General features: G+C 59.9%; 12 protein-coding genes and 1 pseudogene. 7 read left to right on the forward strand and 6 right to left on the reverse strand.

Annotated elements, in window-relative coordinates; all coding sequences use genetic code 11:
* The first annotated feature begins 147 nt into the window (after window positions 1-147).
* From ppa to AEQ67_RS01295, 4 genes and pseudogenes are all read left to right on the forward strand, one after another.
* Entirely contained in the window at window positions 148-675 is a 528-nt protein-coding gene (gene ppa, locus AEQ67_RS01280) for an inorganic diphosphatase (protein WP_028620880.1), read from the forward strand.
* Window positions 676-905: 230 nt separating this feature from the next.
* Window positions 906-1,658 (forward strand): S24 family peptidase, encoded by a 753-nt coding sequence (locus AEQ67_RS01285; RefSeq protein ID WP_059402124.1) that lies wholly within the window; start codon window positions 906-908, stop codon window positions 1,656-1,658.
* A gap of 475 nt (window positions 1,659-2,133) precedes the next feature.
* Window positions 2,134-2,373, forward strand: a complete 240-nt coding sequence (locus AEQ67_RS01290; RefSeq protein ID WP_054616768.1) for a type II toxin-antitoxin system RelB/DinJ family antitoxin — start codon at window positions 2,134-2,136, stop codon at window positions 2,371-2,373.
* Window positions 2,363-2,666, forward strand: a pseudogene (locus AEQ67_RS01295) (type II toxin-antitoxin system RelE family toxin). The gene AEQ67_RS01290 and the pseudogene AEQ67_RS01295 overlap by 11 nt, the downstream one beginning before the upstream one ends.
* A 71-nt stretch (window positions 2,667-2,737) precedes the next feature.
* Here AEQ67_RS01295 and AEQ67_RS01300 read toward each other — a convergent pair.
* Genes AEQ67_RS01300 through AEQ67_RS01325 form a run of 6 tightly spaced genes read right to left on the reverse strand, consistent with a single transcriptional unit; the run spans window position 2,738 to window position 12,880 of the window.
* The gene (locus tag AEQ67_RS01300) at window positions 2,738-3,544 is read right to left on the reverse strand and encodes a YfaP family protein (RefSeq protein ID WP_059402125.1); all 807 of its coding nucleotides are present in this window, start codon (window positions 3,542-3,544) and stop codon (window positions 2,738-2,740) included.
* A 3-nt stretch (window positions 3,545-3,547) separates the two neighbouring features.
* Complete coding sequence (locus tag AEQ67_RS01305; RefSeq protein WP_059402126.1) at window positions 3,548-5,167, reverse strand: DUF2300 domain-containing protein; 1,620 nt, start codon at window positions 5,165-5,167, stop codon at window positions 3,548-3,550.
* A gap of 1 nt (window position 5,168) precedes the next feature.
* A complete protein-coding gene (locus AEQ67_RS01310) occupies window positions 5,169-9,725 on the reverse strand; it encodes an alpha-2-macroglobulin family protein (protein WP_082377758.1) in 4,557 nt (1,518 codons plus the stop codon).
* Entirely contained in the window at window positions 9,722-10,372 is a 651-nt protein-coding gene (locus AEQ67_RS01315) for a DUF1175 domain-containing protein (RefSeq protein WP_059402127.1), read from the reverse strand. The genes AEQ67_RS01310 and AEQ67_RS01315 overlap by 4 nt, the downstream gene beginning before the upstream one ends.
* Window positions 10,357-12,054 carry a DUF2138 domain-containing protein gene (locus AEQ67_RS01320; protein ID WP_059402128.1) on the reverse strand — a complete coding sequence of 566 codons (1,698 nt, stop codon included), beginning with the start codon at window positions 12,052-12,054 and terminating at the stop codon, window positions 10,357-10,359. Before AEQ67_RS01320 ends, AEQ67_RS01315 begins: the two co-directional genes overlap by 16 nt.
* A 34-nt stretch (window positions 12,055-12,088) precedes the next feature.
* Window positions 12,089-12,880 carry a YfaP family protein gene (locus AEQ67_RS01325; RefSeq protein ID WP_059402129.1) on the reverse strand — a complete coding sequence of 264 codons (792 nt, stop codon included), beginning with the start codon at window positions 12,878-12,880 and terminating at the stop codon, window positions 12,089-12,091.
* A gap of 277 nt (window positions 12,881-13,157) precedes the next feature.
* Here AEQ67_RS01325 and AEQ67_RS01330 point away from each other — a divergent pair, with 277 nt between their 5' ends.
* The 3 genes from AEQ67_RS01330 (at window position 13,158) to ispA (ending at window position 15,684) form a co-directional block, all read left to right on the forward strand.
* The gene (locus AEQ67_RS01330) at window positions 13,158-14,327 is read left to right on the forward strand and encodes a Fic family protein (RefSeq protein ID WP_059402130.1); all 1,170 of its coding nucleotides are present in this window, start codon (window positions 13,158-13,160) and stop codon (window positions 14,325-14,327) included.
* Between the two features lie 230 nt (window positions 14,328-14,557).
* Window positions 14,558-14,800: an exodeoxyribonuclease VII small subunit gene (locus AEQ67_RS01335; protein ID WP_007894317.1), complete on the forward strand. Its 243-nt coding sequence runs from the start codon at window positions 14,558-14,560 to the stop codon at window positions 14,798-14,800.
* The gene (ispA, locus tag AEQ67_RS01340) at window positions 14,797-15,684 is read left to right on the forward strand and encodes a (2E,6E)-farnesyl diphosphate synthase (protein WP_059402131.1); all 888 of its coding nucleotides are present in this window, start codon (window positions 14,797-14,799) and stop codon (window positions 15,682-15,684) included. The genes AEQ67_RS01335 and ispA overlap by 4 nt, the downstream gene beginning before the upstream one ends.
* Window positions 15,685-15,741: the final 57 nt, after the last annotated feature.

The raw sequence follows: 15,741 nt of genomic DNA on the forward strand, positions 1-15,741 counted from the left end.
AAAAAGCAACAGTATCGGTAAGACAGGACGCCAGGGTCTCTACGACCTCTGGCACATAGCAACGGTGGCGGAATATGCCTATAATCGCCGCCACTTTTTGGTCAATCCGGCCAAGTGTTTTTGGTCAACTAACGGGGGCACCGCCCAATGAGCTACAGCAAGATTCCGGCTGGCAAAGACCTGCCGAACGACATCTACGTCGCGATCGAGATCCCGGCCAACCACGCGCCGATCAAATACGAAATCGACAAAGACAGCGATTGCCTGTTCGTTGACCGTTTCATGGCCACCCCGATGTTCTACCCGGCCAACTACGGTTTCATCCCGAACACCCTGGCTGACGACGGTGATCCCCTCGATGTGCTGGTCGTGACCCCTTACCCGGTTGCCCCAGGCTCGGTGATCCGCGCTCGTCCGGTCGGCATCCTGCACATGACCGACGACGGCGGCGGCGATGCCAAAGTCATCGCAGTCCCACACGACAAGCTGTCCCAGCTGTACGTCGACGTGAAGGAATACACCGATCTGCCACCGCTGCTGCTGGAACAGATCAAGCACTTCTTCGAGAACTACAAAGACCTCGAAAAAGGCAAATGGGTGAAGATCGAAGGTTGGGGCGACGCAGAAGCCGCTCGCACCGAGATCATGAAGTCGGTTGCTGCCTATAAAGGCTGAGAAGTAGCTACACGCTTCTAGCGACAAGCTTCAAGAAAAACCCCGGTTGATCCGGGGTTTTTTGTGGGCGCTTATAAAGCGCCTTGAACGGCAGGTTGAACCACACGCCGCATCGGTTTTTTCTTGTTTAATTTTTACCCAATGCGTCTTACATCCGGACTCAAATATCCCGCGAAATTTGAACGTTTCGTTGAATCAAAGCCTTATGCCGCGCGGGTAGACTCGTGTTTATGAAGAAAAACAAAACCTGCGGTGCGCGATTCAAAATGCTCCTCGAAGAGGCGAATATCACGACGACGGCATTTGCCGAATTCCTGAAAATCAACAAACCACAAAACGTCCATAACTGGTACACCCGCGGCGTACCCCATTACCGTATGGAACAAGTCGCGAGAAGGTTGTCCGTGAACAGCGAGTGGCTGAAGATCGGCGAAGGCCCGAAAAACGCCAGCGAACTGCGTTTGTGCGACGAATCCGGCAACACCTTCGACGCCCAGGCGATCCGCGGCACCTACCGGGTAATCGAGCCGACCGATGTCGAATTGCCCTTCTACAAAGAAACAGTCATCACACCCGGCTCCAACAAAACCCATGTCATCAAAGACCCCGGCCAATCCATACGTTTGCCTCGTAGCGACCTCGACTCCCTGGAAATCAACCACGCCGACGCCATCTGCGCCCGCATGATCGGCAACAGCATGACCGAAAAAATTGATGACGGCTCCATCGTCGCGATCGACCGCGGGCTTACGCAAATTGTCGATGGGGAAATTTACGCGATCGAGCATGACGGGATGCTGCGCATCAAATACCTGCATCGAGTACCAGGCAATGCGATACGCATGCGCAGCCACAACAGCGCCGAATACCCGGATGAAGTCTTCAGGACCGCGCAAATCGAAGAACAAAACATCAGGGTACTGGGCTGGGTTTTCTGGTGGTCAACCCTCAACAAACGCAGGCCAGCCATCCCGTTCCTATAGCACCACACCGCTTTCTACACGGACAAACCCCTCTCACGGGCATCGCACAAACCCTGTGGGAGCGGGCTTGCCCGCGAAGGCGATGCAACACTCACAATCAGAACCCAGGTTTGCATTGAGTCCAAAAGCAACCCTAAGGCTCTATCACGCACACCACACTGGGAATTCCCCAAAAAAATCAGTATGCTGCGCCCCACATTTGCGCATCGACCCTTCCTAAGGCTCAGATCGCACCGACAAGGCAGATCACGTTCTCGCCAAGTCCCACAGCCGGACGCAAGATCCGGGTGTACGTTTTGAAGGCTGGCGCGGTTTACCAAAAATGAACCAAGCCAGTCCCCGAGAAGCCGGCCACAAGCCGGCTTTTTAATGACTGGAAAAAACCATACCCATCGTCTGAAAACTCTGAGTCGGTGTTGCCATGCAAGGGAGCAATTGCTAGCGTAACGACAAACGTCATTACAGGTATCTCATCATGGCTTCCATCAACATCCGCATCGACGATGACCTGAAGCAGCGCTCATTTGCCGAGCTGGAAAAACTCGGGGTAACGCCTTCCGAACTCCTGCGCCAAACCCTTCAATACGTTGCCGAGCGCGGCAAGCTGCCTTTCAAAGCTGCATTACTCAGCGAAGAGGATGAAGCTCTCATCGCTGTGGTCACCGAACGTCTTGCCGCACCTCAGCGAGTCAAGGTAAGTCTGGATGACCTATAGCCTTGAATTTGATCGTCGTGCACTGAAAGAGTGGAACAAACTGGGTGACAACGTTGCGCCAACAGTTCAAGAAAAAACTTGCTGAAGTACTCGAGAATCCTCGCATTGAAGCCAATCGGCTTCGTCAACTGCCGGATTGCTACAAGTTGAAACTCCGAAGCGCCGGCTACCGACTGATCTATCAGGTTCTGGATCACAAGGTCGCCGTTTTCGTGGTTGCTATCGGAAAGCGCGAGCGTGAAGTTGTATACCAAGATGCACAGGACCGAATCGGTCATCTGCCTGCGGACTAATTCGATTAGTTGCAGCACTGCTACGACAAATCAAGAGCGAATTGTGGCAGTGCCGCTGCGACAATTCACCCTCACGGATAACTAAACCCCTTAACCAACGTCAACTCCCCCACCGCCCGCATCGGCACCAAAAACGTCTCCATCTTCTCGCTCGGCGTCCCCTCCTCCGTAATCACCGTCACCTGCGCCGTCGTCAGCGGTTGAACCGCGTCCTCCTGCCCTTCCTCATCATTCCGATACCCGCCGCCAAAGTAATTCACATACACCAGATACTGCCCTTTGATCGGCGCCGGCATGGCGAAGATTTCCGGGCCGTATCCGGTAGTCACGTCAACATCCAGTGCCGCGCCATTGGGCGCCACGCGGTCGCCGTACCAGATGTGGGCGCCATCGGGGGTGATGAGGTGCAGATCCAGGTCGGTGTTGTCGCTGTCCCAGGAAAGCAGCACTCGCAACTGGGCTGGGGTCGCGCCGCCGCTGGCGTTGAGGAATTGCGTGCGATGGCGTTGTTGGCCATCAGGGCTGCGCACTTCGACGCTGTTGCTGCCGTTCGGGAATGAGAACGGGCGATCGAAGCGGCCGGCGGGGTCGATTTTCAGCGGCATGCTCACGCCGTTGACGATCAGTCGGCCGGGCTCTGTGGACTTGGGTGTGGTTTTGATCTGCCCGGAGATGCGCGCGGTGTTGGCTTGTCCTGCCGGTGTATTCACCGAAGAGGCCGGGTAGTTGACGGTCTGGCGGAAGTTTTCGCCTTCGCCTTCGACCGCGCCGGTACGCCAGCCACCGACGGGGGTATCAAGGTTGACGGCGGCGTACGTCGTTGGCCATGCGCAAACGGTGCAGAGGAACAGGAAGACCTGTGGATAACGGAGTTTCATGGCCTATTCCAGCAAGAGGTGGCGGGCGAGCCCTTCGATGTAGGTTTCATCCTGGCCGTTGGGGTGTGCTTCGAAGGCCAGGTGCAGGTATTCGTGGGTCAGGTCGAGGCGGTCTTGCAGGGACAGCACGCCGCGCACGTAGAGGCGTTGGCGTTCGCGGTCGACGTAGGGGCGGCCGAAGGCCAGGCGGCAGACGGCGAAGGTGCTGACTTCGTTGTAGCCGGTTTCGCTTTCGAGGCGTTGGCGCCAGACGCGGCGTTGTTTTTGCAGCCAGTCCTGGGCGGCGGGCAATGCTTCGCAGGAGGCGACCGGGTTATCCCAGCGGCTGAGGCTTGCGCGGGGGTAGGCGTGCAGCAGGATGGTGTCGTAGCGTTGGCCGGCGTTGGCTTGTTCGACGGCTTGCTGCCAGGAGAGTTTGTCCGGGCCGGGTTGGTCGGAGTGGTAGGTGACGGTGCTGCCGGCCAGGACCAGGTCGTTGGTCCACGCCGCGATGTTGCGCGATTCGGCGGACGCTGGACGTGGGGCGACGCGTTGGCGGCTGCTGCTGTCATCGATGCTCAGGCAGTCGCCGTTGCGGCTGGCGTTTTGCAGAAGGTAGGTGCGGATGGCGACGGCCAGGGCTTTGGCGGCTTCGACGGGTTCGGATTTGGCTTCGCGCTGGAGGACGCGGGCGACGTATTCTTCACGATCCACGCGGGCGACTATTTTGTCTTGCACCAGAAACAGCTCTCCGTCGCTATGGATATCAAGCTGATTACCGTTGGTAAATTCGACGCGGTAGTCACCCTGCATCTGCCCAGAAGAAACAACACGATCCCCCGCCAAAACCCGTCCAATCGGATAGCGTGAAAACAAGCCAACTTCGACACAGCGCCCTGCATCCAAAGGCCAATCAACCGGCAACACTGAAGCCAACGCCGCACCGTAATGACGAAGCACCATTTGACTGGTCCCCCGCCCACCGGCCCAGATCGGCGTACCGTCCGCCGTCCAACCGGCGAATCCACCCTGGCGCGCTGAAGGATCCTGATCGTCCAACCAGCTCCAGGTTTTCACCCGCAGCCGGCCACCGAGTTCTCCCACGACATTGCCGTCGGCCGCATTCAGCACCACATCCAGCAACACCCGCCGTGTCTGCTGTTGCGCCGGCATCACGGCCAACACCTTGAGCAACTCGGCCACGGAAACTCGCGTAGCAGGCTGCAGCGACGGCAAGTTCAGCAACCACTCCGGCGCCTGCCGTGCCTGCCAATATTGACGCCAATCACCCTCAGCGATGCCCAACCGTGCCGGCTCAAAGTACAACCCGCAAGACTTCACCAACGCCTGATCGCGCTCAATCTTGCCGCCCGCCGTGCAGCAATAGACTTCCTCTTTCGACTGCCCGCGGCACTCATACGCCGGCTCGCGCGCGCCGGTATCCACCAGCCAGCCGTAGACAAACAACTTCCACAGACTGCCCAACGGCGTCTGCAAATCGGCAGGCAATGGCTCGCGAGACAGCACTTGCGTCCGACTCAAGGCAATCAGTTCACCCTTGAAAGCCAGCCGCAACGGCTCGTCCTGCGCTGAGGCCAGCGCAGGGATCAAGCACAGCAGTAACCAGACCAGAGGTCGGGTCATGTCAGTTGACCGTGACCTGGCCCAGGGCCGGTTTCTGTTCCTGAGCCTGATGCTGTGGCGCGTAGACCTGCGTGAAGCGCACTGGTGGCACGTTGAACTGACCTTTCTGCGAGAAGCGCACCAGGTGGCGCATGCGCAATTCGCCGCTCAAGGCATCCACTGGAATCGCATAAGCCATTTGCCCCGGTTCGAAGCGGGCCTTCTCCAGCGCCGTCGGTTCAGTGCCAGCCTTGCCCACGAGTTTGATGCCCCACGTGGTGCGCTCGACATCGGCACCCGGTGGCAACGGCACTTCGAGCATGCCGTAGCGCAGCGGCTTCGCGGCTTTGCTGGTGATGATCACTTCATCCAGATAGAGGCTGTCGCTGGATAACGGCTTGCTGCCGACCGCTTCGAGTTTGAAGGTGAACGCTTCGTCCCCCGGCACCAGACGCGACAGGCGACGGGTGATGGTCACGGCCATCGGATCGACTGGCGGCTGCTTGGTCTGATAGCTCAGCGCGGCACGCAGCGGACGTTCTTGCGTCCCCGTCAGCGACAAGGCTGCCGGCACAGGCGTAACGCCCTGCCACGTCCAATACGTCTCGCCGGTATCACCGTACTGTTTCTTCCAGCCTTCACCCGGTGCCAGGGCGATGGTCGGCGAGGCCTGCTCGATGCTGCGTTGCAACCAGGTCAGCGCCAAGGCGCGTTCCAGCGTCGATTGCTGTGGTAGCAGACGCTGCAACAACGCTGTCGCGTGAGCCTGATCGAAAGCCTGCAGCGACAGATTCAAAGCCTCGGCAAACGGCTGAGAACTGACGGCCAAACGTTGCTGCGCATCGGGCAATTGACGGTTGAAGGCATCCGGCAAAGTGACTTTTGACTGATGAGCCAACGAGGCCGTCAACGCACGTGCCGCCGCCAACCCCAACGCCGAATCTGGATCGCTCATGACAATACTGTCCTCGCCATCCTCCATCAGATTCGCGGCATTGCCCTCGCCCGCTTTTGCCAGGTCCTCCATCAATCCGCTGAGCAACGTATTCACCGGCAATTGCATCTGTTTGGCGAACGACAGGATCAGCGCCCGCTGCAACAGTGGCGTGTTCTTCGCCTGTTTGGCATAGACCTCCAGCACCCGCTGCCAATGCTCCGGCGGCAGGCTCAGTTGCAGTGCTTTGCTGGCGTGCCAGTCGGCGTAATAGGCGTAAGCGGTGAGGAAGGCGTCCGGCTCGCCGTCCATGCCCCACCAAGTGAAACTCGCCGACGGCCCGGCCATTTGCACCAACCGCAAGCGGCTGTTCTGCATGATCAGGCGCAGGCGATCGCGGATCTGCGGATTCGACGACAGCGTCGGATACGCAATGCTCAACGGCAGCAAACGACTGGCGGTTTGTTCGACGCCGCCGTATGGATAGCTCAGCAAATCATCGAGTGCCGAACGGAACAACGCTTGCGGACTGTCATCCAGACGCAGGCGAATGTCCGTGGCATCCGCCGGCAACGTCAGCGGCGTATCACCGCTGGCCACGTCCAGGCTTTGACTCTGAGTCACCTGCCAGCCTTCACCGGTCGCGGTCAGGCGCACGGCCAAGGCGTCAGCGGTTTTTCCGTCCTGCAGCAGCTCGGCGGTCCACTCGCCATTGGTCAGCGCGAACCCTGGCAGTGCGAGGTAGTTGATGCCGTTGTTAAGCGTCACCGGCACGCGTTGCTCGGCACCCGCGTAGTGAATCACCAGCTCGGCTTTCACCGGCGTTTCGGACTGACTGAAAGCGAACACACCGAGATCGGGTTTGTCGCCTGCACGGAATTTAGTCGGGCCGCTCCACTTCAGGTACAGCGGTTTTTCCGAGCGTACGAATTGCTTTTTCTGCCCGACCTGACCGTCATCGGCAATGGCCCGGGCGGTGATGCGCCAGCGGGTCAGCGAATCGGGCATTTTGAAGGTGAAGCGGGTTTTGCCGTTGGCGTCGGTCACCAGTTCAGGCTGCCATGCCGCGGTGTCGACATCTTCGCGACGCGGCCGCTCCAGCACTTTCACGCCGCGCTCACTGCGGTTGGCTTTGCCCGGCGCGCCTGGGCTGCCCGGCAACGCCACGTCGTAGCTGATGAACGAGAGACTGGCGCTGGTGCGCACGTTGTTGCGGCGTGGATGGTAGAAAAACTGGTCGATGGTCGGTGCGACTTCCGGTTGCAGCGCGTAGACCATTTCGTCGACCACGCTGACCGTCAGGTGCGCCGGGATCGGCTTGCCGGCGAACTGGGTGGTCAGGTCAACAGACACGGTATCGCCCGGCTGGTACGCCTCTTTATCGGTAGCGATGGCCACATCGATCTGCGGCGCGATCACCTTGATGCCCGCGCTCTGGAAGCTGTACTGACCACCCTTGGTGTAGAGCACGGAGAAGGTCAGGTTCGGCGCGAAGCTGTCTTTCACCGGAATGCGCGCGCGGTATTGGGTCTCGCTGAGTTTTTCCATCTTCAGCCAGTCGCCGCCCTTGGACAGCAGCGCGGTGGCCTCGACTTTGTCCCGTTCCAGCGACAGCAATGCATCACTGACCGGCTCAGGGAAAGTGATCAACGCGAGGGCTTCGTCGCCGGCCTTGTACTCGGGTTTATCGAGGACGATTTCCACGGTGCCCGGCACGGCTTTGACGCCATCGCCGGTGACTGAATGGCCCGTCGCGCCCAGCGCTCGACCGTGATCATCCTTCAGCGTCAGGTTGTAAGTGCCCGGTCGCTCGAAGGCCAGGGTGAAGCCTTTATCGGTCGCGGCGAGTTTGCCCTCGCCCGTCGTCTGGTCTTCCAGTCGAACCCAGCCATAGCTGCTCGGCGTAACCGGCTCGCTGCCGCCTTCGTTGGCGTAGCTGAACGCAACCTTGTCGCCCACGGCGCTGAACCGTTGCGGCGCGCTCAGGCGGAAATTCGCGGCACCACGGTCGATGAGGATTTCCTTGGTGGTCTTGACCCGATACGCCGCGCCATCGCTGGCAAACACCGTGAGCATGTAACGGCTCGGTTTGTCGGCGGCCGGCAGGTCGAGCGTCGCGTTGCCCTTGGCATCGGTGGTCAGTTCGGTGCTGGTCAGTTCCACCGGGAATTGCCCGAGGTACTGCAATTCGTTGTCGACCATCGACAGTTGTTGGGCGCGCAAACTCAGGCTCAATTTGGCGTTGGCCACCGGTTTGCCGTCCGGGTACAGCAACACCAGGCTGCCCTTGACCGGCTCGCCAGTACGGTAATCCTGCTTGGCCAGGTTCAGCGAAATCTCGAAGTGCGGCTTGATGTATTCAGCAACGCGAAAAGCGCTGCTGTAGGCCTGGTCCTTGTAGCTGAAACGCAGCTCATAACCGCCCGCCACCGCGTTGTCCGGCAACTGGAAACGGCCTTGGGTGCCGGCCTTGGAATCGAGTTTCAGCGCCAGCGATTGCAGCGCGGTGCCGGTGGCATCAAGCACGGTCACGTTGACGTCGGCAGCGCTCGGCAACACCGAATCACGCGCACTCTTGAACTCGCGGCCGACGATTTTCAGCGACACCCAATCCCCCGGTCGATACAGCGGCCGGTCGGTGAAGGCATAGAGTTTGGTGTCGTAGATCTCGCTGTCGTAATAGAAGTTTTCGGAGACGAACACCCCGCCCTCTTCGTCCTCGCCGATCACGAACGAACGCTCGGGGCTGACGTGTTTCAGGCGCAGCAAACCATCGCTATCGGTGGCGCCACTGCTCATCACGCCGAGGCCATCGGTCCATAGCACATTGACCTTCGGCACCGAACTGCCTTGGTGTTTGCGCGCAGCCCAGACCACCAGTTCATCACCGGCAATCTTGCTCACGGCCACGGTGTTGGAGACGAACACCATGGTCGTCGCCCGATACTTACCGATCAGCGCTTCCACCAGGTACAGCCCCGGCTTCAGGTTGCCCAACGGGATGTAAATGTTACCCGGCGCGACGCTGACAAATTCGCTGGAAGAACCGGCGAGGTTCACGCCTTCCGGCGGCTGGATCGGTTTGGCTTCCCACAGTGGATAACGGAATTGGCTGACCACCGGCAGGCCCGGAATCAAGGCGAATTGCGGCTGTGCGTCGTAGGGCGTTGGTGCGGCGATGGCCGTGCCCATCTTCAGTTCCGGCACTTCCTCGGTGACTTGTTTACGCGACTCGTAGGAAAACGCCCGCTGCATCACCCGACGGGATTTGCGATACCAGTTGTCCCACAGGTACGCGAGGGTGTTCGACAGGCCTTCGCCCTTGAACTGGCCGTCGCTGACCACGCGGTGCAGGTTCTTCTGACGCTTGAGGAAATCCAGTGGCTTGTCGATGCGATACACACGAATGTCAGCGCCGCCGTAAGGCTCCATGCGAAAGCGCCGATAGTCACGGCCCGGCGCTTCGAGGCGGACCATTGCCTGTTCGTCACTGGCAAAACTGCTGTCGGCCAGCAGGAAAAAACTTTCACCGGCCACCGGCGTGTAGCCGCTCGGCTCGACGGTGTCTTCGGCGTTGACCACCGAAAAAGGCAGCACCAACACCAACAGCACAGATAGAAAACGCAGCATGCGGGCACCGATCATTGGGAGAGAAAATTCAGTCGATAGACGCCGATGAAGTTGGGATTGGCTGCGTCGGGTATCCATCGGGTGTCCTTCCATGTCATGAGTTGCTGCAGGCTCGCGGAACGCATGCCGTTGTCGGTGGGGGTGGTGGTGCCGGTGTGATAGGCGATGTAGCGGCCCATCCAGATCATCAGGTGCTGGTCGTCGCCCTGATCGAAAAACATCAGGTCGCCGGGGCGGGCCTGCGCCAAGTCGCGGCCAACCAAATGACTGTTGAACTGGATCAGTTTGATTGCGTTGACGTACGGCCCGACCTTGCCGCCGCCCTGCTGCCATTGCTGGGCGAGGCTGCGTTGGGCGTCGCTCAGTTGCAGTTCCGGCGGCAGGTAGCGATTGGACAGGCCGTTGCTGCGCAGCCATTTGTCGTCATGGACTTTCAGCGCTTCGTTGGCGGCGAAACGCACCAGCCCCGCGCAGTCCTGCTGATACCAGCGCGGGCTCGGGCCTTGGGTCAGTTGCTCCTGGGCGATGCGCACGAACCAGGCGCGGAATACCTGGGATTGCTGCACGTCGAGCGGCGGTGCCTCGGTGGCAAATGCCCGACTGCCGAGCAGCATCGCCAGCAGGCCGAGGCCTCGGATGAGTGCGGTCACAGGGCTTTCCATTCCAGCGGCAACCACTGCCAATGGCCGTCGGGCTCGCTGCCTTCGGGCAAGGTCAGGGCGTATTTGCCGTAGCCGCCGAGCTTGCGCAGTTTGGGGATCAGGTAGGTTTGCGCGGCGTTGTAGAACACCGGTTCCATGTCTTGCGGCAGGCTGTCGAGGGTTTCCTGTTGCATCAGCTGCGCCATGGAGTCCGGGCCGAAATAGACCGGCATCAACAGGTCTTTGGGCACCACATCCGCCATGGGCGGGAACCGTTTATCGAGAGTGCCGAGGGCCTTGTCGAGCAGTTTGTCGTCGAGAGAAAACAGCAATGTTGAACCATGGCGCGCCAGGCTCACTTTCATGAACGCCTTGCCGGTGATCGCGTCCGGGTTCTCCGCGTCCTTGGCCGCGTACGGGCCGAAGTTGGAGCTGACCTGACGTTGCCACTGATGAGTTTCACCCTCCTGTTTCTCGACCACCGGGAACGCGTGTTCTTCGACGTTGCCTTCATAGGCACCGACCATCGAGCCGAACAGACTGCCCAAATCGCCGTCGAGTTTGGCGCTGTCCTTGTCGTTCAGGCTGGCCACCAACAGCGGCGTGTACAGCCGCGAATCAGCGTACCAGCACAAGCCGGCGGCACCGGCCATGTGTCCGGTCAGGGCCTGGGCCACTTTTTCTTCGGCGCCGAGTTTTACCAGCAAGGGTTTCTGCTGTTCGGCGGCGAGCGGCAAGGCGACACAGGCGCTGGCGCCCATCGGCATGGCTTGCCAGATCGGTTTGAAGTCGAAGTCCGGTTGGTTGTCCAGTTCATCCATGGCGAGAAAGCTGTGCCAGCCCTTGTCGTCCATGTCGAAGCGCAGGCCGGCAAAATTCGGGATGAAACGTTGGTAACCCATGGCCAGGACGCTGGAGTTGACCGACAGACGCTGCTTCACCTCGGGCGCGCGCGGCGGCAGGCCGAAAGCTTCGGGGAACAGTTTGTCGCCGTTGAGCAGTGCCGCGATGGCTTTGATCGAGACGCTGCCTGGCTCTGCTAAAGAACCACTTTCCGGGTCGTAGAGTTTCGACGGATTGGACAGCACCACCAGTTTGTCGCCATGGGAGGCGAACAGCAGCGCCTTGCTGGCGTTGTAGCTCAGTTGGTAGAGCGCCACATCGTCGGCACCGACTTTCACCTCGCCGACTTTGCTCAGTTGCGTATCATCCAGCGCCACTTTCGCCAACGGCTCCAGCACTTTGGCCAGACCGCCGCGATCCATCACCAACAAAAAGTCTTTCAGGCGACCATCCGCCCCACGCCACAGCGCCACGTCCGCCGGTTGATCGAAAAGCTGTTCGATCAGGCTGTCCTGCAACTTCAGGTCATGTTCGTAAATGATCCGCCGCAGACTGCCGATCAAGCCGAGGCGATCCGCATGGGTTTCGTAATAGAAGACGAAATCCTCGGTCAGGGTTTCCTTGAGGAACGGCACGGCCAGCAAATCCTTGGGCAATTGGCTCAAGGAATGGGTTTCGAGCAGACCGTCCGGGCGGCTCATGCCCAGCTTGTCACTGGCCAGTTCCGCCGGTGGCGCCTTGGGTTTGTGCAGCAACCAGCCCAACCCGCCCGCGACACCCGCCACCAGGCACAGCCCGATCAGCACGACTGGCCAGCGACGAGAAGGTTTGGCAGCCGGGGATACAGTGTTATCGCTCATTAACAAAACCCATTTCATCCGTGGTGCGGGATGTTCAATAGTTGAAAGTCTTGACCAGCAGCAGGTCACCGATCGCGCGCAGGGGCACGATGAAGGTCTCGCGTTTTTCGTCGACGGTGTTTTCGTTGAGCACCAGGTTGATCTGCGAGGTAATCACCTCGTTCTGGTTGCTGGTCTCATCGAAGTTATAGCCTTCGCTGCCGAAGTTGCCCCAATAGTTGACGTAAACCAGATAGGTGCCATGCATCGGCGCGGTCATGGTAAACATTTCCGGGCCAGGGCCATCGACGCCATCCGGGTCCAGACCACCGCCGTTGGTCAACGCCGTGTGGGCGAAAAAAGCGTGCTGGCCGTCGGGCGTAATGATGTGCAGGTCGAGCTCGGCTTTCGGGTCGTCCCAACCCAGCACCACGCGGATCCGCGCCGGGGTGCGCAGGTTGTTGGCTTCATAGAATTGAACGCGCTTGAGCGACTGGCCTTCGGCACTGCGCACTTCGACGCTGTTGGAACCGGCGCCGAACGCATACGGCCGGGCGAAACGCCCTTGCTCGTCGGTGTACAAGTTCAAAGGATTGCCATTGACCGCCAGCGTGTGCGGCCCACGTTGCGTACCGATCGCTTTGAGCTGACCTTCGATCATCGTGCGATTGCGCTGCACGCCCCGGTCGATCGGTGGCGTGGGATAGGCGACTTGCGGGTTTTCGCTGCGATCGAGCAGGCCGGAGTAACGCCAACCGCCCACCGGCTCCGACAATTCGGCCGAAGGCGCGGCCCAGGCCGCAGTCGCGCAGACCAGCCCCATCAGCACTAGAAGAAATGAACGCATGTGACGCCTCCTGCCATGCCTGACGAAACCTTGCGCCCGATCCTCGGCGCGTTACAGATGCAAAAACTGCGTTTCGTCTGAAAGACCCGTGACTATTGGGTCGTAGAGGCGCGAAGGGTAGCCAGTTGGCAGTTTATTAACAATCGGATGCTTCGCGATTTGCGGCGAGTATCACGGCGATACTGTGGACGGTGAGCCGAATAGGCGTCATATTCGGCTCACCAAATGAGCCGAATAGCATTTTTATTCGGCTCATCCACTCAAGAGCACCGTATTTATGGCACCTCACTGGATCTGGCAGCAGCCTGATTGGCCGAATTTCAACTGGCAAGCCGAGCGCTTGGCACCACTGCTGCGCGAGTGCGTTCGGGCGCAGGGCCAGTTAATGGGCATGGCCCGTTCGGTGGGGAGTTCGCTCAGTGCGCAAAGTGAGCTGGATGCGCTGCTGCAGAACATCGTGACCTCGTCGGCGATTGAGGGCGAACAATTGAATGTCGGTTCGGTTCGCTCGTCATTGGCGCGCCGGTTGGGTCTGGAGTTGGTCGATGGCGATAAAATCAGCCAGCGAAGCGAAGGGCTGGCACAACTGATGCTCGACGCCACTCGGCACTTTGGGCAACCACTAACATTGGAGCGTTTGCTGGAATGGCATACATGGCTGTTTCCGGATCACAACGCTGACCTGGCCTCCCGGTCAATCCATGTCGGCGCATTGCGCGGTGATGAGCCGATGCAAGTGGTTTCCGGGCGACTCGACAGACCCACCGTGCACTTCGAAGCTCCGCCCCGCCAAGGACTTGAGCGACAACTGGATACCTTTCTAGACTGGTTTAACGCCAGTCGAAACCAGGTTGGCCTCGATCCATTGCTGCGAGCCGGCATTGCGCACTTCTGGTTCGTTACCCTGCACCCCTTCGACGACGGCAACGGTCGCCTGACGCGAACCATCACCGACCTGGCGCTGGCTCAGGGCGAGGCACAGTCGATCCGTTTCTACGCCATGTCAGCGAGCATTCTCGAGGACCGTTCTGGTTATTACCGGGTGCTGGAATCCAGCCAGAAGGCGACAGCAAATATCACTGACTGGCTGGAGTGGTTCCTGCAAACCTTGTTGCGCAGCTTGATGCAAGCCATGACGCGAATCGAGTCGGTGTTAGGCAAGGCGCGTTTCTGGCAGGCGCATCGGGAGTCCACGTTGACGGCGGAGCAGACCAAGGTACTGAATCGCTTGCTCGATGGCGGGGAACGGGGTTTCGAAGGCGGAATCAGCGCGGCGCAATACCAGTCAGTGGCAAAAGTATCCAAAGCCACCGCGACCCGTCATCTAACCGAATTGATGGGGAAAGGCTGCCTGAAACGCTTACCCGGTGGTGGGCGCAGTACTCGGTATCAAGTCAGCTATCCCGAAGATGCAAAATTGCAGGACGCCGAAAAACCCAAGCCATAACCCACCTGTAGCAGCTGGCGAAGCCTGCGTTCGGCTGCGCAGCAGTCGTAAACCCTGCTTGCACGGTATGCCTGATGTACCGCGTGTTCTGATTTTACGACTGCTTCGCAGCCGAACGCAGGCTTCGCCAGCTGCTACAAGGGCCGTGGCGCAAATGCCCTGTTCATTTGCCCATAACCCCCATGTCTGCTAGTGTCGCGCCGGTTTAACGTCAACCGGAAATCGCCGCCATGGCCCGCAAAAAAGCTGCACTGGATTTCGAACAATCCCTCGCTGACCTGCAAACGCTGGTAGAGCGTCTGGAGAATGGCGAACTGTCGCTGGAAGACTCGCTGACCGCTTTCGAGCAAGGCATCGGTCTGACCCGTGATTGCCAGGCGGCGCTGGCCCAGGCCGAGCAAAAGGTTCAGGTGCTGCTCGAGCGCGACGGCGAGCTGGCCGAGGAACCCTTCGACGCGGATCAGCCAGAATGATTGCAGCGTATTCGGCGACCAGCCAGGCCCGCGTCAACGCTGCACTGGAAAGCCTGTTCATCGCGCCGGGGCCTGAGCTCGCGCGCCTGTACGAGGCCATGCGCTACAGCGTGATGAATGGCGGTAAACGCGTGCGTCCACTGTTGGCCTACGCCGCCTGCGAAGCGCTGGGTGGCCAGGCTGAACAAGCCAACGGCGCAGCCTGTGCGGTGGAATTGATCCACGCTTATTCCCTGGTCCACGACGATTTGCCGGCGATGGACGACGACGATCTGCGTCGCGGCCAACCGACTACGCACAAAAAATTCGACGAAGCCTGCGCGATTCTTGCCGGTGACGGCCTGCAGAGCCTGGCGTTCAGCGCCCTGCTCGACCCGCGCCTGAGCACCTCGGACGCGGAAATCCGCCTGCAGATGGTCAGCGCCCTGGCGTTGGCGGCAGGCCCGGCCGGCATGGTCGGCGGTCAGGCCATCGACCTCGGTTCGGTCGGTTTGAAGCTCGATCAAAAAGCCCTCGAATACATGCACCGGCACAAGACCGGCGCGCTGATCGAGGTCAGCGTCAAGCTCGGCGCCCTGGCCAGTGGCCGCGCCGAGAAAGACGAACTGAAGTCCTTGCAGACTTATGCACAGGCGATCGGCCTGGCGTTCCAGGTCCAGGACGACATTCTCGACGTAGAGAGCGATACCGAAACCCTCGGCAAGCGCCAGGGCGCGGACATCGCACGCGACAAGCCGACTTACCCGGCCCTGCTCGGCCTCGACGCGGCCAAGGCTTACGCCCTGGAATTGCGTGATCAGGCTCTGCACGCGCTGCGACCGTTTGACGCGGCCGCCGAGCCGTTACGCGACCTGGCCCGCTATATCGTCGACCGGCGCAGCTGACGGCGTATCCGCCAAGTTAAAACCAACGCGTGGGCAGGGGACGATGCATCAGGTAAA

Source organism: Pseudomonas sp. RIT-PI-q, from assembly GCF_001297125.1.
Lineage (GTDB): Bacteria > Pseudomonadota > Gammaproteobacteria > Pseudomonadales > Pseudomonadaceae > Aquipseudomonas.